Source organism: Solibacillus sp. FSL W8-0372 (genome assembly GCF_037969735.1).
Taxonomy (GTDB): Bacteria; Bacillota; Bacilli; order Bacillales_A; family Planococcaceae; genus Solibacillus; species Solibacillus faecavium.
Map to the genome: position 1 here is coordinate 1,372,670 of NZ_CP150204.1, position 19,957 is coordinate 1,392,626.

The following is a 19,957-nucleotide window of genomic DNA, read 5'->3' on the forward strand; positions in this document are numbered from 1 at the left end:
ATCCACTGTTTGTTTAATTACTTTGCTATTTATCGAATTTAAAGGTTACTTTTTGTGCGTTATTGTCCCATATAAGATGTGCATCAAAAGTCTTCGCGCCTTTTTTAAAGCCTTTAATTAACGCGGTTTCGCCAGTAGCAAGTAGTTTTTTTATGTTAGGCTGCGTAATCGATTTTCTTAAAATTTTCTTAGAAACGGAAAATTTGCAGTTAGAGGCTTTATAATTGGAGCAGCCGTAAAAAGTTCCATGATCAATAATGGATCCATCGCAAAGCATGCATTTTCCGACAACTGTTTTTTCTCGTTTATATTTTTTATTGTAAGGATTATTGGCTGTGATTTTCTCTACTGCACTTTGATTGAAAGCCCATTCCTTTTCTCGTTCATTCGCATCTGTTATCAGTTTGTAGGAAAGCTTTTTAACTTGTTCCATAAAGGCGTTTGGGGAAGCGGTCCCTTCACCGATTTCAGACAGTCTTTGCTCCCATTTGGCTGTCATGGAAGGGGACGTTAAAATGCTTTCCCCTAGTGCCTCAATTAACAGCATTCCCTTCGTTGTAGCAAATACTTGGTTTTTCCTGATCTCAATATATTGACGATCTTTTAGCGTACCAATAATTCCGGCGCGTGTTGCCTCAGTACCTAATCCTTCAGTTTTGGATAGTACCTTTTCCAATTCCGTATCTTCCAGGTGCTTTCCTGCAGTTTTCATTAAAGTAATTAAGTTACCTTCAGAATATCTATTTGGAGGCTGTGTCTCGCTCTTTCTTTCCTTTGCTTTCGTTACAATACCTTGCTCATTTTCACGAAGCAATGGAAGCAATTCATCTTTGTCTGCTGGTGAATTGGTATTAGAGTGGAAAATTACTTTACGCCAACCTTCTTCAATTTGCACTTTTCCCTTTGAAATGAATTCAGCCCGTTTTTCTACAAGAGAATGAATCGTTGTATATGAATAAATAGCATTATTGTAGTGAGCCGCAATAACTTGTCTCACAACGAGGTCGTATATTTTAAATTCCTCCGAGCTGAGCTTTGATAAATTCGGCAACTGTTCTGTAATAATGATGGCATGGTGATCCGTAACTTTTTGGGGATTCACAAACCTTTTACTCGTCAAAATAGATTTTACAGGTGGTGGAAGGAGATTTTTGTATTGATCAATTTTACTTAAATTCTCCAGAATGTTCGGCAATGTTTTTGCTTCCTCGTTCGTCAAAAATTGTGAATCAGATCGGGGATAGGAAACTAAACCTTTCAAATAAAGTTTTTGCAAAATATCAAGTGTATGCTGAGGTGAAAGTTTAAAAGCTTTATTGGCTGTTGCCTGCAATGTAGAAAGGTTAAATAACAATGGGGGAGCGAATTCCTTTGTTTCTTCTTTAATACTCGTAATTTCAACCTGTTTATTCATGCAGAAATTTGCAATGGCAATAGCTTGCCGTTCCTCCAGCACTCTCGAGTTATTCTCCTTATGCCATTTAGCTTTTAATTTTTTTCCTTCAAAATTAAACTCCGCTTCTACTTCCCAAAAAGGCTCAGGCTTAAAATTGGCGATTTCGTGCTCTCGTTTAACGATTAATGCTAGTGTAGGTGTCTGTACTCTACCAATTGAAAAAACATCCTTTACGCCTTTTTGCTTTAGAAGGACGGTATATAAACGAGATGTATTGATGCCTATTAGCCAGTCTGCACAAGATCGACTTAATGCTTCGTAATAAATATTTCTCGTTTTTTCTTCTGGTAATAAGTTTGCAAAACCATTTTTCACAGCGTTTTCAGTTAAAGATGATATCCATAATCGTTTCATTGGTTTATTGGCTCTGCATAACTTTAATATAGTCCGGATAATTAATTCACCTTCACGTCCAGCATCCCCGCCAATAATAATTTCCTGAATATCCGCTCTATTTACTAAAGCTTTAATTATATTAAATTGTTTATACTTTAATTTTGTCACTTTATATTCAAATCGGTCCGGAATGATTGGTAATGCTTCCAACGTCCATTTTTTCCATGATGGATTATATTCTTCAGGGGCTTTTAATTCACATAGATGTCCTATCGCCCATGTGATGAGTGCACCATCCGGAAAGTATGTGTTGGGTTTTACTTCGAAATAACCGGCTTTCTTCGTAGATGAAAAGGGAGCAGCCAATTTTGCTGCCTGATCTGGTTTTTCAGCTATTATTAAAAATTGCCCCATATTAAAACCTCCTAAGTGACAATGGGATAAATCTTAGACAATAGCACTCTTTGTTACTGTTGCCTTATGTAAATAATCACCTGTAATAATATCACAATCTGTCTATTTTTAGTCCTATGAAATGCCTGACCTACATCCATACATTTCGACCCTTTGAACCTTCATACTAGAGTGCAAAAGTAATTGTAGTAATAATAATGCTATTTTTATGTTTTTAGGAGTAAAATTGACACGAAATAAACGAATATCATCAATTATTTATAAAAATCTCATATTATATATTGACAAAACCTCGAAATATCCGTATTTTGACTAAATAGATTAATGAATTTACTGAATAGTCTTGACTGGAATGGAATAAATTTGTACACTGTGTAAAGTCAAATGTTTTTTCGGTGAGTACAAACATCAATTTTTAAAGTAAGGATCTGATGAGATGATAGTATGTAAATTTGGCGGCACATCTGTCGCAAGTGCAGAACAAATCAAAAAAGTAGCAAACATTGTGAAATCTAATCCTGAAAGAAAGATTGTCGCGGTTTCTGCGCCTGGTAAGCGTTCAAGCGATGATATTAAGGTGACAGATTTATTAATAGACTTAGCCAACACCGTAATGATGAAAGGTAATGTGGAAGAGAAAATTAGAGCTGTAGTTAATCGTTATCGTGATATTGCAGATGAACTTGGTTTAGACAATCTAATTTCCGATATTATTGAACAAGATATACGTGGCCGTGTCGCGGAAGAATACACAAATAAAGATATATTTCTTGATAATATAAAGGCAAGTGGCGAAGATAACAACGCTAAACTAATTGCCAGCTATTTTAATGCAATTGGAATGCCTGCTCAATATGTTAGTCCAAAAGATAAGTTAATTTTAAATGATATTCCGGAACGCACATACGCATTGCCGGAAGCATATGAAAACTTAAGTGTTTTAAAAGATACGGAAGAAATTGTGGTTTTCCCAGGTTTCTTTGGCTATACAAAAGAAGGTATTTTACGTACTTTTGATCGTGGTGGGTCTGATATTACAGGCTCTATTTTAGCGTCAGCTGTTGGGGCGGATCTTTACGAAAACTTTACTGATGTAGATTGTGTATTTGCTGCTAACCCAAAGGTTGTCAATGATCCAGTGGACATTAAGGAAATTTCATATCGCGAAATGCGTGAGCTATCATATGCAGGTTTTTCGGTATTTCATGATGAAGCATTAATGCCAGTGTATAAACAAGGTATCCCAGTCAATATTAAAAATACAAATAATCCAACTGCACCAGGAACACGCATTTTACCAACAAGAACACAATCGAATCGTCCTGTTACAGGTATTTCAGCAGACAGTGGCTTTTCAATATTATACGTATCAAAATATTTAATGAATCGAGAAGTTGGATTTGGTCGCAAGCTTCTTCAAATAATAGAAGAAGAGAATATCTCCTATGAGCATACACCATCAGGGTTAGATGATATTTCTGTTATTATGCGATCAAGTCAACTTTCTCCGGAAATTGAAAAACGCATTATTCAACGTGTGAAAAATGAATTGTGTGCAGACGATGTACACTTTAGTCATAACTTTTCGATGATTGTCATTGTCGGAGAAGGTATGCGCCATAACACGGGCTTGGCAGCGCGTGCAGCAGCAGCCATCTCAGGTACAGGGGCAAATATCGAAATGATTAATCAAGGTTCATCGGAAGTAAGCTTAGTATTTGGCGTTCGTTCAGAATTTGAAGATCAAATTTTAAAAGGGCTTTACGAGGAATTCTTCGCAGCCATTCCTACAGCTTGAAAGTATATTAAATAGTCGAATCCTTAACGGGTTCGGCTTTTTTTATTGGTTTTGGGGTATTGTTGTATTAAGTGTAATTGATTGGAGGAGTTTTTATGCAAATTGAAGTTTTTTCGGATTTTTCCTGTCCATTTTGTTATATTGCCAAAAAGAAATTATTCCAGGCAATCGAACAGCTAAACTTAACAGAAGAAGTGGTCATTGAATATAAAGCCTATGAATTAAATCCTCAAGCATCAAAAACGACAGCATTCCCTTATGTTGAAACATTAATTGAAAAGAAAAATAATAATCGGCAAAAGGTAGATGAAATAATGGAGTCGATTACAATGCATGGAAATGAGGTAGGCGTTACTTTTAACTTCCAAAAAGTAAAACTTGCGAATACAAAAAGTGCTCATCGCTTAAGTAAATTAGCGAAAACGTACAGCAAGGAAAATGAATTTGTAGAAATAGTGATGGATCGTTATTTTACAGAAGGTCTTAATTTAAATGATGAAGAAGAGCTTTTGGCAATTTGTGAAGAAATAGGGTTAGATCGTAATGAAGCGCATAATGTGATGGAGTATGAGCAATATTCGGAACAATTGGCAATGGATCGTTATGAAGCACAGCAACTTCAAATAACAAGTATACCCTTTTTCGTATTTGAAAACAGATACGGGATACAAGGGGTTGAACCTCTAGAAGTGTTCACGAAAACACTACTTCAAGCAAAAGCATTGAAAGAATAATGTTTAAATGGAATCTAGAAAAGGGAATGAAAAAATTAAGAAGGACATTTGTTATCTTAATATAACGATAGAACAAACAATTTTACAGTCGGGGGAAGTCTTTTGGATAGAGTAAAAAGAGTTATTCAATTAATATTTCGAAATTTATATTATTATAGGGTGGACTATATACGGAACTTTGCGATTTTGCGTATAGTTCAGGCGTTTATCGTATTACCGTTCATTTCACTAATGATCGCTATTATTATGGATATTACCGGGGTGCAGGTGGTAACTGAAGATAGTATTCCTTATTTATTAACGCACCCATTTGCTATATTTGGCATAGCATTTATTTTATTTATCGGTATAATTTTCATATATTTTGAAATTGGTTTTTTAATGCTGCTTGCTTATCATCAGCAGCGATCCATACCCTATACGTGGAAAGGGCTTTTAAAAAGACTCAGCAAAAAAGTAGTATATTTTATTAGCTTACAAACATTATTAATAGTTGTTTATACCGCTTTATTAATACCTCTTGTATCGGCGATTTTACCGATTTCACTATTACAAAATTTACATATTCCAAATTTTATAGTAGATGAATTACTAAATTCTACAAAAGGAACGCTATTATATATTGTTTTGTTGCTAGTTTTAGGTTTTATCGGACTACGGTTTATTTTTACTTGGCCATTCTTTACGGTTCACCAGGAACTTTCGATTTATGGAGCATTAAAAAAGAGCTGGCAATTTTCAAAACGAAAACTGATTGAAACGATCGGTATGTTAGGGCTAATGGTAATCATACATATAACCCTTTTAATTCTCACTTTAATCGTTATCTTCATTCCTTTGTTTATTATTGAAATGGTTAAGCCAAGCTGGGGGTTAGTAGCAGCAGGGTTTACGTTGACACTTGCACAGGGTGCGATCCTGATTTTCTTTTCTATTTTACAAATTGTATTTTCGCAGCTTCTCGTCATGGTAGCTTTCCAGCATACACGCCAAAAGCCACTGATTGTTCAGGAAGAATCGTTTAAACAAACAATTAAACAGTGGACTTTTATAATCGCGGTTTATACATTTTTCCTAGTAAGTGCCATTAATATTGTTAATTTGGAAAAAAATATTTATACACCGGACACAACTGTAATTGCGCATCGAGGGTTTATGGATGAAGGTGTTGAAAATACAGTTACTGCAATTGAAGCTGCTAAAAAAGCCGGGGCAGATATGGTGGAAATCGATATTCAACAAACAAAGGATGGGGAGTTTGTTGTATTTCATGACAAAACCCTTTCACGTTTATCGAATGAAGTTACAAAAACATATGACCTTACATTGGATGAATTAACGGAAACGACTATACTCGCAAATGGTTATTCTGATACAATTGCTTCTTTCGAGGAAGTACTTGAAATAAGTCGTACATTAAATATAAAATTACTTATTGAGATGAAGACACATGGATTTGAGACAGATGACTTTTTGGAAAGATTTGTAGCATTGCTTGATAAGTATGATGCGCTCGATTTACATTATGTACAGTCTCCGGATATACCAGTAATGGATCTTTTGGAAGAGATGGAGCCACGTATTCATACGGGTTATATATACTCTATTGCATACGGTAAGTTACCTGTAAACGAGTCTGATTTTATTTCTGTAGAACAGTCCTTTGGAACAGGTAATATTCAGAAACAAGTACAAGAGCAACATAAGGAACTGTTTGTTTGGACGATAAATGATAAGAGTGATATGCAGCAGTTCTATGAGCAAAATGTAGACGGAATCATTACCGATCAACCTGATGAAGCACTCTCAATACGTCAGGAATTCAACGAAGAAAAGCATTTTATACGACGTATTCTAAATAAAATTACGATTATTTACTAAGGGGAAAGATATGCAAATTATTACGTATGAAGTAGATGGCGATATTAAATCTACTGTACAAAAGCCCATTTACAATGAGTCAGGCGAACAAATATACTTTGTTCAACGGATTTATGATAATGGCTTAAAAAAACTGTTGGATGGTTATTTTGATCATCGTTATTTTTTAAAGTATGCTATACACAATAATAGCGGTCAGACAGTATTTGAAGTGAAAAAAATTTTTCGTCGCGGGAAAGTATGGTTTGAAGGGAAAGACTTACTTTCAGATGAAAAGTATATAATCAATTATGAAAACTGGCGAATTGGTGTACCGGAATTATTCATTTCAAGTAAAGACTTCAAAATGAAAATCGATAAAGAAATGGAAGATTGGTCAAACTTTATCGTCAATGAAACAGTCGTGGCTAGATGGGTCGCGGTTTATAATGAAGAAAAAGATCAATTCAACATGACGTTTGAGCTTTCAGATGAGGCACCTATCCAAAATGTCGCTTTTTATATCGCGATAGCTCAAGCGACATTGTTTATTGGTGTATAGGAGAGTAGAAAGATGAATGTAGTGTTTGTATTAACAGAGACGGCTGAAGAAGTGCTGCAAATGGTAAGTAATGATATTGCTGGTCTACTTGCGGCAGTAAAAGGAGACAGTGTATCATTTCCATTTGGCATATATCAATATGACAGCCATACACTCGACCATTATTTGCTGGAAGATGGGACTTACCAGCAGGAGCTTGTAATTTATTTAAAACCAGAGCAAAAAAAGAACGAAACGGTCCTGCCGAAACCACTTGATATAAATATTTAAAAATAATAAAGGAAATGGAAATCATCTGTCGAATGTATTTTTTAGTACATTGTGGCAGGTGATTTTTTTGGTGCAGTTAAATTTATTTGAAGTTGAGCAGGAACAATATGAGCTAAAGTTTCAGCTTATGGATCATGTAAAGGTAAAACTGATAGAAGAACACATTGATAGTGAGACACACCATTATCGAAAGTACTATGAACCGCATATAATAAATAAAGGTGGCGAAATAACAAATATTCAAATTAGCGAAAATGGCGCAATAACATATGAGGTAACGATTTACGGGGAAAAATATTATTTACTTGAGCAGGAACTATATTAAAGTTCATTAAATTTACACTTTCATAAAACTGTTTCCATCTAAATTGTAAAATTATTCTTAATATTTCGGGTATTAAGTGTTACGATTACTTTTTAATGAGGACTTCAATTTGGTGGTGATAGAATGCTTACGATTTTTGGCGGTGTCGGTTTATTTTTACTCGGAATGACAATGCTAACCAACGGACTGAAGGAAATTGCTGGGGATGCTTTAAAAAGATGGCTTAATACATTTACAAAGGGCCGTATTAGTGCAGTAGTGTCCGGTGCAGTCATGACTATGCTCATTCAATCCTCGACGGCTACAACATTATTGACGATTGGATTTGTAAGTGCCGGGTTGCTGACGTTCATTCAATCAATTGGTGTCATAATAGGGGCTAATATAGGAAGTACGAGTACCGGTTGGCTAATTTCGCTTATCGGTTTTAAAATTAGTTTGCAAACGATGGCCTTACCAATTATCGGCATCGGTGTATTTATGTCATTAATCGCACCTCAGGATGTGAAGCGGTTCGGGAATGTTGTTGCTGGTTTTGGTTTACTGTTTTTAGGAATTGATACACTTCAGCAAGGGATGGGTTCTGCCCAGGATTTAATTGCCTTTGACTCGATTCCGGCAGATTCGTTCATATCCATTTTTCTGCTCATCATAATTGGTATTGTCATGACCGTTATTATGCAAGCATCAAGCGCGGCGATGGCGGCTACTTTAACGGCCTTATTTGCAGGTGCGATTGACTTTGAACAGGCTGCATATTTAGTTATTGGGCAAAACATTGGAACAACAGCTACGGCTTTATTCGCAGCAATAGGAGCTTCTGTTTCTGCCAAGCGTACAGCCATTACACATTTATTGTTTAACGTGATTACTGCATTCTTTGTAACTATTATATTTAATTATTTTGTTCAATTTACGAAATGGCTGACTGTTCTTATTTCAGGAGAATTTGACCAAACATTAGGTATTGCGATTTTCCATACGCTATTCAGTTTATTGGGCGCATTGATCTTTATTCCGCTAATTCAGCCCTTTGCCAATTTATTAATAAAGTTGGTACCCGAGCGTGAAAACGTATTGACGCAGGATTTGGATGATAGTTTAAAAGAAATGCCGTCTGTAGCAATAGAAGTATCGTTTAAAACGATGCGTGATATCATGGTAGAACTAACAACTGCACAGCAATTATTAATGGATTCCAAAAAAGTGACGATGGAATATGAAAAAAAAATACTAAAAGTTGAAGAAGCTCTCGAAATTACCCGGAAGTTTCTTGACAGCATTCTTGTCACCTCAAAACGTGAACATTTAAAGCTAATCTCAATTTTACATACACTCGATCATTTACACCGTTTAATAAAAGTTTTGCGTGAAAAGCAAAATGTAGAAGCATTTTATTTACAAGAAAAATTGATGCTAGATTGGCAGGAAATGCTGTCCATTATCAATAACAGGCTAAGCGAAGACGAAAAGCTGATGGATATTTCAATCATTTTAGAGGAGACATCTCAAAAAGTAGCGCAAGAACGTCGTGAAAAACGCATTCTATATTTTGAACGCTCGGTAGCAAATGAAACTCAATTGGATTTAGCAGTGTCAAAGGTTGATGCTTTACTATGGATTGACCGTCTGATATATCATTACTGGCGTGCAACCGCTCGTATGGCCGAATACCAATTGGTGAATGACGAATAAAAAAATCCCGAGTACATGATTATTGGTACTCGGAATTTTTCACTTTATTTTTTTCTCTAGCTTCATTCCAACAATCCGTACTACAATCCCTAATAAAATAAATACCCAGCCGATTCCTATAAATACATAATTCAAAGTTTGTGTGGAATTGGGAATTACATCAAATAGACCTAAACATACGACAATAATGCCAGAAAAAGATATTAACAATCCAGCTGTAACAATACTCACGTAATTCACCTCTGAAAAATTCTAACATGACTTATTAAGGAATACAATGGCATAGATTATACGATAGGATAAAAGATGGAATTTATAATTTATTCAATATATTGAAACTATTCCCATATTTTAAGCGTATAATATAGAGAAAAACAAAGGAGGAATTTTAAATGAAAAAATGGACAACCGCGTTAAGTATGTCAATTGTATCACTAGGATTACTTGCTAGTCCGGGCATTACAGAAGCTTCTGTCGGAACACAAGAGGAACGTGTGCCAATTTATGTGGCCGTGACTGATGAACAGGTAACGAAAGAGCAGCTTATTCAAATTTTGAAAACGAAATTGCCGGAGATGTTTAGTACATACTCTAACAATGATTTTCAAATGTCATCGATGAGTCACCATTATGCAGACGATTTAACAATCCGCTATGAGCTAATGTTCAATAAAAAAGTAAATAAACAAACAGAGGGTGGAAGTGTAACTTTCAAAGGGGACAACCTTGAAATAGAACATTTTTATTTCAATCCTGCCAATTTGAAAGATGCGTTATTTCCTGGGAAAATAACGGAAGATCAAGCGCGTAAAATAGCTGAAGATTTCGTTAAAAAGGTTTCTGCTTCGGGCAATTACAGTTTATCGAATAATGTGCCTAGCTATTATTACGGCAGCAGATTAATTACAGAGCCAATTACGTACTCATTTTCTTTTACTCCAAACGAAAATAATATACCAATTCCGGACCAATCTATGATGGTAAGTGTTTTAGGTGACGGCAAAATTCAATCTTTCTACCAAAATTCAATGCCAAAGAGAATGTCATTTGAAGAATCAAAAAATATTATTTCTAAAGAAGCGGCTATTAACAAAATGAAGGAGCAATTAAATTTAAGCCTTCAGTATACAATTGAATATTTACCGTATTCATCAAAGCCTTCTGTGAAATTGGTTTATTTACCGGCACCGAATGTGATTGGGCTACATGCAACTTCGAATCAGTGGGCAACGTATTCAGGTAAGGTTGATTCACTACAGAGTAATGCTACATTGCAGCCACTTGCACCAAACCAATTAAAGACTCCTTCACCGATTACGCTTGAAGAGGCGAAAGCAATTGCAAAACAATTAGTTGATCAACAGGAAAACACTACTAAATTTACGATCGATCACGCATATGAATATGAATCAAATGATCAGGCAGTGATCAGTGTTTCATACTCGTATCGATATAGAAACGGTTCACATGGTTCATCGATAGAGTTTAATAAAAATACAGGTGAACTAGTTTCGTACTCTGATTTCTTTGGTCCAATTCCGTTTGATGAAGAAGAGGCACCAAAAAATACGACACCGAAATTGAGTAAAGAGAAAGTAATGGAATTAGCAGAAAAATATGTGAAGGAACTTGCTCCAACTACTGTACATGAGTATGCGAAGGCAAATACCGATCCTTCATACGATAAAGAATCACAAGTGCATCATGTAAGTTTCCCACGCATTAAAAATGGTTTGATTGTAAATGGAGATAACGTATCAGTAGCTATTGATGACGAAGGAAAATTAAAATCCTTCTACCGTTACCCATTAAATATTGAAGAATGGCCAAGTGCTGAAGCAAAAATTTCGAATGATGAAGCGAAAAAGATATTCACGGAAGCATTGGACGTTAAGTTAGTGTATAACCGCCTGCAAAATGAAGATGGGAAATATGAGCTTGTCTATTTCCCGACAGTAAAAGGGCAAGAATACTATCAGCTCGATGCAAACAGCGGACAAATTATTAATCAGTATGAACAATTGGAAAAAGAGAAAGTTAGTCATCCGACAGCCGAAAGAGAATTAAATTATTTAATTCAAGCAGGTGCTATTGAGGTGAAGGATGCGAAAACATTTAATGCTGATGTTGCAATTACACAAGGACAAGCATTAAATATGATTACTAAATCGATAACTTATTTCTATGAAGACTATTATATGTATCGCCAGGAGCAGCCTCCTGTATCATTTGAACAAATTGATGCGGATCATCCATACTATAAAGTAGTGGAAAATGCGACTCGTATCGGTATTTTAAATCCTAATGAAGATGAACTGAACATTGATCAAAAGGTAACAAATGAGCAACTAGCTGTATGGTTTATTCGTACACTAGGACTTGAACAGGCAGCTAAGCATCGCGATATTTATCAATTACCGATAAAAGATGCTGCTGATGTTGATCCAGATAAAATTGGATATGTTGCACTTTCCAATGCACTTGGCCTACAAAAGTCAGATCAATCGATGTTCTTGCCGAAAAAAGAAGTCACATATGCCGAATTATCGAAATCCATTATCCAGCTAGCCTATGAAATAGCTGAAAAAAGAAATAGCGGCATGTATTATTATTAAATAATCCTTTATCCCGTGAAGTTTAAACACTTCACGGGGTTTTTAGATTAATATAGGAATATACGTTCTGTTTTATGTAATCAATAGTGTTTAAGCATAGGATTTTGTGATAATATAATAAAAAGCGCTTATTCTGAAAAAAATCGCGATAATTTTTTAGAAACGTTGTAATATAGTTAAAGTAAAGAATTAAAAGATGGAAGTTGGGAAAATACATGCAAAAAAACAAATATCGAGTTCATAGCAATACATTACTTGAAATTGCTCAAAGCCGTGCATTTACAGAGAAGGATAATATCGACGAACGATTTGATGAAGAAGGAAAAATCAAACTAGTAAGCGACCGCGTTGGAGCGGATTTAACGTTGTCCATTATTAAAACAGAAGACGGTATAGCTTATTCTGTAAAATGGGATGACTCGGAAGAAGTATTCAAAGGCTGGAACATGGCTTGGGAAGAATTTGTATGGTGCCTAGGAGTTGTCAATAAACCGATCGAAGAAGCTGCAAAAAAAGCAGCTGAAGAATCGAAACGTCGTGCTGCGGAAGAAGCAGCTGAAAAAGAAGCGGCAGAACTACTAGAAGGTCAAGAAGAGCAAGAAGATAAAACAGCAGTAGAAACAACAGAAGAAACAACAGAAGAAACAACAGAAGAAACAGCAAAATAGATAAAAGCTGGAGCATGAGTAGTTCCAGTTCACGTAAAAAGAGAAATTGCACTTCAACGGTGCAATTTCTCTTTTTTGTTTTATTAAAAAATGTGGTGAGGTGGTATCCTCTTATGAAGTTTGAACTGCTTCAGGCTTTGTAATGGGTTGAGGCACATCGTATTGTTGTTCCACTATGGCGTAGCGTTCCCATTTTCGACTGCGCCAACGGAAAATCATTAAAATGGCACGAATCCATTCATCACAGGCAATCGCAAGCCATACACCGACAAGTCCTAAATCCAGTACGAATACAAAGAAATAGCCAAGCGATAAACCGATCACGATCATTGAAATAAATCCTACTCGAACTGGGTAAGAAGCATCACCTGAAGCACGTAAAGAGTTAATAATAGTAATATTTATTGAACGCCCTGTTTCCAATAAGACACTTAATAGTAAGACGCTCGCTCCTATACGTACAATCTCTTCGTTATCTGTAAAGATACGCATGAGAGGTTCTCTAAAAACTGTGATAATCGCTACCATTGCTAAAGTGAAAATTAGCGCAGATTTGACACTAAACCAAACATTTTTATAAGCAAGATCTTTTTCACCTGCACCTACAGAACGTCCAACGATAATGGCCGTCCCCATACCAATCGCTAATGCGAAAAGATAGGTGAACATGGAAATATTGACGGCATATTGACGCGCTGACAATGCCTCTGCACCTAAAAAAGTCACGAAAAAGAGGAGGACTATTTGGTTTGTTTGATAAAGAACCTGCTCAAGGGCAGATGGAATACCGATTTTTAATATTTTCGAAATATAGTTCTTGGACAGACGATAGTAGTCAGCTAGTTCAATGCGGACTTCTAATGCCTGATATAAAAGCCAGAAAAATACGATTGCTGCTAATACACGACTGATAACCGAAGAAATAGCGGCACCTTCTACACCAAGCTCTGGTATACCGAATTTACCGAAAATCAAAATATAGTTTAAAATTACGTGCACTACATTCATTCCAAGAGAGACATACATCGTTTGTTTCGTCCAGCCTTGAACGCGAATGATGGACGACATGGAAGTAATTAATGCTTGAACAAATATAAAGCCCCCAACAATTACTAAATAGTTTTGTGCTGCTTCCAATACGGCACCTTGTAAATTCATCATTTTCATAATTGCATCTGAAAACAATATAAACAATCCACTTATTATAAGCCCAACAATTAAATTAAGTGATACAGATAAAGCAGCAATTTTTGATGCTTCAGCCAGTAAGCGAGAGCCTAAATATTGAGAAACGACAATGGAAGCCCCCGTACCGATCACACCTAATAAAAGGATGGCAATTTGAATATATTGATTAGCTGTTCCTACCCCGGCTACCGCATCATCAGATACAGCACTTAACATGAACGTATCAGCCAAACCCATGAGCATAAATAGAAACAACTCTAAAAATAATGGCCAAGTTAACTTGAATAAACTTAAATCTTTTGTATTATGTGACAAAAACTTCACTCTTTCATATAGATTATCAAAACAAAAAATATCTTAGCACAAAAGAATTAGGTAAGGTAGTTTGAATAACTAGATTAATTTAGTGATATTGGTAACTTTTTATCATCTCTTTAATTGATAAAGGCAAATTATAGAAAAATTATGGCGTTTCGAGATTGAAAATATTAAATCGAGCAAATATTGCCTCGTTTAAATTGTGTCTATTTTTTTACAGATAAATAAAATTACTGGTGGATATTAAAAAATTGATTTATTCAGTTATTCGTAATAATTAGTCGACAAAAATCGACTCCCTGTAATCAAATTGTAATGTCTGTGGTGCCGAGATGTCATCTCAGTGAAATATTTCGCGGTTATGCTAGTAAAGTTGATTCAAAAAGATTATTCACGACAACTATCTGGAGGGAAATATTCAAGTATGATCAAGAAAGTTTTATCATTATTTGCGGTTATGATCGCAAGTACATTTATTTTTGTTGGAACGTCACAGGCTGCTACACATACAATTAAAAAAGGCGAGAACTTAACAGTGCTTGCCAAGAAATATGATACTACGGTAAAAGAGCTGATGAAGCTAAACGATTTAGAGACAACTAAAATTCAAATAAAGCAAGTCATTAAGCTACCTAGCCATATTCAAAATAAAACTGCTGTAAAAAAGGATACTAAAAAATCAGCAACAGACCCAGGTAATGTTAAAAAGACAATTAGAATGACAGCTACTGCTTACACAGCATACTGTAAAGGCTGTTCAGGTATAACTAAAACAGGTTTGAATTTACGTAAAAATCCAGGCTTAAAAGTTATTGCCGTAGATCCAAAAATCATTCCACTCGGTTCTAAAGTATGGGTTGAAGGTTATGGAATTGCTGTTGCGGGTGACATTGGCGGAGCAATTAAAGGAAACAAAATCGATCTCTTTATGAATAAGAAATCGAATGCTAACCAATGGGGCCGTAAAAAAGTCACTGTAAAAGTCTTGAAATCATAAATTGAAACCTATTGCGAAAATACCGCAATAGGTTTTTTGTTTTGAACTATAATAAAAAGTGTGATTTTATTGAAAGGAATGAGTTCGATATGTTTTATTATGAAACAACTTGCCGTTATTGCGGTAAATTATATAAATTAGTGGAAGGTACTAAAAAATACCAACAATATAAAGAAAATCGCCGAAGGAAGTTTTCCTGCGATGATTGCGAACGTCGCATAGAAGCAGATTCAAGAAAGTATTTATTTAATCGGGATTAACTTTTCTAGCTCAGCAGACAAGGTAGAATGGAAAAAGGTAACGTAAGGAGTTGTTAAAATGGAGGCTAAAAAGGTTAATGTTAATTGTAGCAATTGTCATGAACCGTTTATCATTGATTTTGCAACGGATCAATTTTCGTCCGAAATTCAAATATTTAATGGTAAGAAGCAACGAAAACGGACATATATAAAAAAATGTCCTCACTGTGACACAATCAATTATGTGATGAGTGATAAGAAAGAGGAATGGGGAAATCGTAAAGGGCCAAATATTAAGTTGTTTTTATTCTCTGGGATATTTAGCTGCTTAGGCTTTGTTGTATTGGGCATACTTTTTTTATATTTTGCCTTTAAAGGTATTGGATTTGTCTTCGATTGGCTATTTAATTAAAGGCAAACGGATACTTTCATGCTATAATAAAGAGCTTGTGGAGGTGTAAATAATGTCAAAGAAATGGACAATCCATTCAATTCGTGAATACGTAGAAAAGAATACAGATACAAAATTATTATCAACAGAATTCCAAGGGTTTTCACAAAAGCTAGATTTCGAGTGCGCTTGCGGGAACACGTTCCAAAAGCCATGGAAAAAGTTTAAAGAAAACAAACAGCAAAAATGCGAAGTATGCCAACCACCAAAGGAATCTCGCTAATAGAATAAATTGCCTGTAAAAAACCGCCTATTAATACGATAGGCGGTTTCAAACTGTAGATAAACTCGAAGAAATTCGGGATTGCCTACAGTCTTTTTTATTAAAATAAAGTTAACTAATGAACACCGTTGATCTCCATTCCGGGACCGAAGCTTTCCCCGGGCACGGCTCCAGCTAACTAAATTGTGCCTACAACGGCAGGCACAATTTAGTGGATCTTCCGCACGCGCTTTTCCCGGTGGAGTCACGGTCCCTCTATTACAATCAACTTATTCATCGCTTTAAATAAAGTGAGATAGGATATTTACGATGACTAGTCATCAATTCAAATCAATGAACATGAACAACTTTTTCCTGCTAATCCCTACTAAAAACCGCCTATCAATGCGATTAGGCGGTTTTTAGTAGGGATTACGTTTGGCTTATTATTTTTAAGTTAAGTTCATTATACATTTCATAAAAATTATTTTTTGGAGTATTCGCAACAGAAGCAATAAGTGAAACATTATTTTTTGAAAGCATATTCGTTTCAAGTTGCTTTTTAAAGGATTCCGTTGTGATCAGTAGAAATTTTTCATCGCAATATGGATAGATAATCAGTTGATTTCCTCTTGTTTCAAAATTTATGATATTTAACAATCTATTTAAATTCATTCCACTTTTTAGTTTATACTTTGACATGACAATAGTGGCCGTTTGATCCACATGCAAATCAACAATTTCAATCGCGCGTCCGTAAAACTGCTTGGAATTATATATAACAACATGCTGGGTGATATTTAAATCCATAGGCAAAAATTGATTTTGGCGATTAATTATTTTCTCACAAAGAATGATCAAATCTTTAAAAAGTATTTTCGAATCGGGATGTTTGCTAATAATACGGTAAAAATGCCGTGCTAAAAATGATGTGTACATAACTTCATTGGATTCATTAAATTTTTTTAATAAGGACATCATTGAGAAAACAGCCATTTCAAAATTTTGTTGTAAAAAATTTTTGCTTGCTTGTATTGAGTGGACAAAAACAATATCGGCATCATTTTTACAATTTTCTATATACCAGTTAAATTGTTCAATATATTTTTCGGCATGGGTAATGTCATCATTTTCCAATAAAGAGGTAACAAGTTGCAACTGTGCATTACATTCATAAAATAGACGGTCACCAGGGATTTCCAATGAATGGAAATATGCACTTTTAGCATATTGAATAGCTTCAGTAACATTTTTGACTTCAAGAGACCGGATACTTAATAAATAGTAGCACATCGATAGATTTTGAGGATTGTTATCTGGATTTATAGAAGCAATAATAGATTGAATAAATATGTCGCTTTGCGGAATGGTCGATATAATAGAGGCAAATTTAACGCAGCAAATTAATGCTTCTGTAATAAGCACTGGATTATCGCATCTTTCAATGATGGATAATATAAACTGAAGTTGTTCAAAGGCTTCATCAAATTGCTTTTTAGCATAATACGTTTTGAATTGTTTTATACTCGTCTTTAAAGAATACTCGATAGACAAATATTCGTTATTTTCCAATATTGAATTGGTAGAGTTATACATGTTAAAACTCCTTTAACAGTAGATTGTAATAACGTTTTGAATAATCTATAGAATCTTTAATAATTTTATTGAAATAAGTACTGACTAAAACATGTTCCTTTAATCGATTTAAAAATTGTCTATGAATCTGATTGACCGTATGTTCTTCTGGTGTGTCATTAAGAGTGTTTACATAAAAGTTAATGATTTCAAGGGGCAACTCAGACTGTAGACCCATATCATTTGAAATTTTATGTAGATCAGATTTTAAATTATTTTTAATGTTAATAGCGATTAATAAACAGATTAAATGATTATTACTTTTTATCTGTTTGACCTTAAGAAGTTCAGTTTGCTTAATCATTAATTCATGTATATAAGATTGAAAGGGATAGTCTAAACGAATAGTATCATCCATTAATAACTTTTCACTATCCGTCGTTAAAAAAGTATATAAATTAAAAACCAACTGATAATAAAAAGCATACCCGTGTTTATAATCTTCCAATTGCACAGCTAAAAATTTGTTGTTTAACAGTAATTCCTGAAATTCATTTTTTTTAGTAATGCTAGCAACATAATAACTAGTAATTTTCATGTTTAAACTCAGCTCCTTAAAAAAATGAATCAATTCATGGTAATATTATACAGATTAAACATAAAAATATCAAATTTTTATATTTTTTAGCAAAAATATAAAAAGAACTACTTAAAAAAGTAGCTCTAATTTTATAAAATTATTATTTGATTATAGTAAGCAATAATAAAATAATCTTATTTTATCATTAATTTAGTTCTTACTCTGGTACTGCTTCCACTTCTACTCTTTCTGCTTTTAACTCAGGATGGGCCATTTCAATAATTGAGCGTCGTAATAGAATTAAAACAATTGCTATTAAAACAGTTCCGCTGAATAGTAAAATATATTGTGCTGGAATGATGTCATATAATATTCCAAATCCAAGTGTACCGATTGGCATAGCGGCAGTAGCCATCATCTCGATAATGCCAAATACACGTCCTCGATATTCCTCATCAATTGAAGTTTGCATAATAACACCAATTGGAGTGTTTGTAATTACCCCAAGTGAACCAAAAAAGAGCATAATGATGAAATAATAAATGAAATTCATCATAGTTGAAAACTGAATAATAAGCGGTAATGCTGCTGCAATTACGACAACCGACATTGCAAAAGTTGAGCGTTTAACGATTAATAAAGGGAATTTAACATTTGAGCGAGAAGCAAAATAGATCGATGTAACGAATACACCTACTGCTGCGCCTGCTTCTGTCAGACCGATTAACTTTGGATCTAAATGAAGGATTGTTAATAAAATGAAATCTCCACCAACGTTAATTGCTGTGAAAAATAAATTTAGCCAAAGTGCTGTCCATAAAATTGCTTTAATAATCGGTTTTTTGTTTACATATCGGAAGCCTGATTTCAAACTTTCCAACATCGATTCTTTTGGTGATTCTTCTGTCGTCGTACGCTCTTTCTTATAAAGAGTAAAATTCATTGTCGATTCCAAAGTTAGTGTAATAATAGCTGCACCAATAAAGATCATTAAAAACATTTCCATTGAAACAAACCCGAATAATACGCCACCTAAAATTGGACCAGCAATGCCGGAAATTGAGAAGGATAATTGGTTAAAGCTCATCGCCCTTTGAAGTCTAGCCTCATCAACCATATTCGCAATGGATGCAGAAAATGAAACACTTGAAAATGTCAGGAAAATCCCGTTAAAGAAAGTCGTAATATAAATGGCCGGTAATGATAATCCAAATTCATGTGTGTAAAGCAACAAAGTACTTATTGTCAAAATGACACCAGCTTGCCCCCCAAGTACGAGCCATTTTCGTGGTAGGCGATCTCCAAGAACGCCCGCAACCGGTGATAAAATGATGCGTGGCAAAAAACTCAAAACAATTACTGTCGCAAAGCTTAATGAAGATCCAGTTAACGATAAGATATACATACTTAATCCAAAGCTGTAAACACTTCCTCCAAGTGAACCAATCATTTTACTAATAAAAAAAGTGTATAAATTATAGGTTGCTTTTTTTAATTTTAATTGCTCCGTCATTTTCAAAACCCCTTTGTTTAATTTTATTAAACTTATTATATGAGATGGATTTTCTTTTTGCAAAATAAAAGTTTAATTTAATTTAAAAAAATAAAAATAATTTTTTGATTATATGTTGAGTTTGTTTAATTTTATTTAAATTATTTTCATTTTGTTATATG

Annotated in this window: 18 protein-coding genes; 12 read left to right on the forward strand and 6 right to left on the reverse strand. The window is 34.5% G+C overall.

Translation table 11 applies throughout. The features are described from left to right. Positions 1-25: 25 nt before the first annotated feature. Positions 26-2,206, reverse strand: a complete 2,181-nt coding sequence (locus tag MKY13_RS06665) for a DNA topoisomerase III (RefSeq protein ID WP_191699338.1) — start codon at positions 2,204-2,206, stop codon at positions 26-28. Positions 2,207-2,642: 436 nt separating this feature from the next. On the opposite strand from MKY13_RS06665, the gene MKY13_RS06670 reads away from it, so the two are divergent. The 7 genes from MKY13_RS06670 to MKY13_RS06700 all read left to right on the forward strand — a co-directional run bounded on the left by MKY13_RS06670 (position 2,643) and on the right by MKY13_RS06700 (position 9,450). After that, on the forward strand, positions 2,643-4,004 hold the full coding sequence (locus MKY13_RS06670) for an aspartate kinase (protein WP_191699337.1): 1,362 nt from the start codon (positions 2,643-2,645) through the stop codon (positions 4,002-4,004). A gap of 95 nt (positions 4,005-4,099) precedes the next feature. Next, the gene (locus MKY13_RS06675; RefSeq protein ID WP_191699336.1) at positions 4,100-4,738 is read left to right on the forward strand and encodes a DsbA family oxidoreductase; all 639 of its coding nucleotides are present in this window, start codon (positions 4,100-4,102) and stop codon (positions 4,736-4,738) included. Positions 4,739-4,840: 102 nt separating this feature from the next. Then, entirely contained in the window at positions 4,841-6,619 is a 1,779-nt protein-coding gene (locus MKY13_RS06680; protein WP_191699335.1) for a glycerophosphodiester phosphodiesterase, read from the forward strand. Between the two features lie 10 nt (positions 6,620-6,629). Continuing rightward, positions 6,630-7,160, forward strand: a complete 531-nt coding sequence (locus MKY13_RS06685) for a peptide ABC transporter ATPase (protein ID WP_191699334.1) — start codon at positions 6,630-6,632, stop codon at positions 7,158-7,160. A 12-nt stretch (positions 7,161-7,172) separates the two neighbouring features. Beyond that, positions 7,173-7,430 carry a thymidylate synthase gene (locus MKY13_RS06690; RefSeq protein WP_191699333.1) on the forward strand — a complete coding sequence of 86 codons (258 nt, stop codon included), beginning with the start codon at positions 7,173-7,175 and terminating at the stop codon, positions 7,428-7,430. A 70-nt stretch (positions 7,431-7,500) separates the two neighbouring features. Further along, positions 7,501-7,755 carry a hypothetical protein gene (locus MKY13_RS06695; RefSeq protein ID WP_318245182.1) on the forward strand — a complete coding sequence of 85 codons (255 nt, stop codon included), beginning with the start codon at positions 7,501-7,503 and terminating at the stop codon, positions 7,753-7,755. A 123-nt stretch (positions 7,756-7,878) separates the two neighbouring features. Further along, positions 7,879-9,450, forward strand: a complete 1,572-nt coding sequence (locus MKY13_RS06700) for a Na/Pi symporter (protein ID WP_339215911.1) — start codon at positions 7,879-7,881, stop codon at positions 9,448-9,450. A gap of 39 nt (positions 9,451-9,489) precedes the next feature. On the opposite strand, the gene MKY13_RS06705 is transcribed toward MKY13_RS06700, so the two are convergent. Next, a complete protein-coding gene (locus MKY13_RS06705; RefSeq protein ID WP_191699330.1) occupies positions 9,490-9,681 on the reverse strand; it encodes a hypothetical protein in 192 nt (63 codons plus the stop codon). A 161-nt stretch (positions 9,682-9,842) separates the two neighbouring features. On the opposite strand from MKY13_RS06705, the gene MKY13_RS06710 reads away from it, so the two are divergent. Together MKY13_RS06710 and MKY13_RS06715 are read left to right on the forward strand one after the other, a co-directional pair. Continuing rightward, the gene (locus MKY13_RS06710) at positions 9,843-12,065 is read left to right on the forward strand and encodes a YcdB/YcdC domain-containing protein (RefSeq protein ID WP_191699329.1); all 2,223 of its coding nucleotides are present in this window, start codon (positions 9,843-9,845) and stop codon (positions 12,063-12,065) included. Between the two features lie 215 nt (positions 12,066-12,280). Further along, a complete protein-coding gene (locus MKY13_RS06715; protein ID WP_225231143.1) occupies positions 12,281-12,733 on the forward strand; it encodes a homoserine dehydrogenase in 453 nt (150 codons plus the stop codon). A gap of 111 nt (positions 12,734-12,844) precedes the next feature. Here MKY13_RS06715 and MKY13_RS06720 read toward each other — a convergent pair whose 3' ends face one another. Next, the gene (locus MKY13_RS06720; protein ID WP_191699328.1) at positions 12,845-14,236 is read right to left on the reverse strand and encodes an MATE family efflux transporter; all 1,392 of its coding nucleotides are present in this window, start codon (positions 14,234-14,236) and stop codon (positions 12,845-12,847) included. Positions 14,237-14,663: 427 nt separating this feature from the next. On the opposite strand from MKY13_RS06720, the gene MKY13_RS06725 reads away from it, so the two are divergent. The 3 genes from MKY13_RS06725 to MKY13_RS06735 all read left to right on the forward strand — a co-directional run bounded on the left by MKY13_RS06725 (position 14,664) and on the right by MKY13_RS06735 (position 16,149). After that, entirely contained in the window at positions 14,664-15,236 is a 573-nt protein-coding gene (locus tag MKY13_RS06725; protein WP_191699327.1) for a 3D domain-containing protein, read from the forward strand. Positions 15,237-15,554: 318 nt separating this feature from the next. Beyond that, a complete protein-coding gene (locus tag MKY13_RS06730) occupies positions 15,555-15,887 on the forward strand; it encodes a redox protein (protein WP_191699326.1) in 333 nt (110 codons plus the stop codon). Positions 15,888-15,939: 52 nt separating this feature from the next. Next, a complete protein-coding gene (locus MKY13_RS06735; RefSeq protein WP_191699325.1) occupies positions 15,940-16,149 on the forward strand; it encodes a hypothetical protein in 210 nt (69 codons plus the stop codon). A 411-nt stretch (positions 16,150-16,560) separates the two neighbouring features. Here MKY13_RS06735 and MKY13_RS06740 read toward each other — a convergent pair whose 3' ends face one another. The 3 genes from MKY13_RS06740 to MKY13_RS06750 all read right to left on the reverse strand — a co-directional run bounded on the left by MKY13_RS06740 (position 16,561) and on the right by MKY13_RS06750 (position 19,796). Then, positions 16,561-17,724 (reverse strand): hypothetical protein, encoded by a 1,164-nt coding sequence (locus tag MKY13_RS06740; RefSeq protein WP_339215915.1) that lies wholly within the window; start codon positions 17,722-17,724, stop codon positions 16,561-16,563. Position 17,725: 1 nt separating this feature from the next. Then, positions 17,726-18,301, reverse strand: coding sequence for a hypothetical protein (locus tag MKY13_RS06745; protein ID WP_191699323.1), 576 nt, complete (start codon positions 18,299-18,301; stop codon positions 17,726-17,728). Between the two features lie 199 nt (positions 18,302-18,500). After that, positions 18,501-19,796, reverse strand: a complete 1,296-nt coding sequence (locus MKY13_RS06750) for an MFS transporter (protein ID WP_339215917.1) — start codon at positions 19,794-19,796, stop codon at positions 18,501-18,503. Between the last annotated feature and the right edge of the window lie 161 nt (positions 19,797-19,957).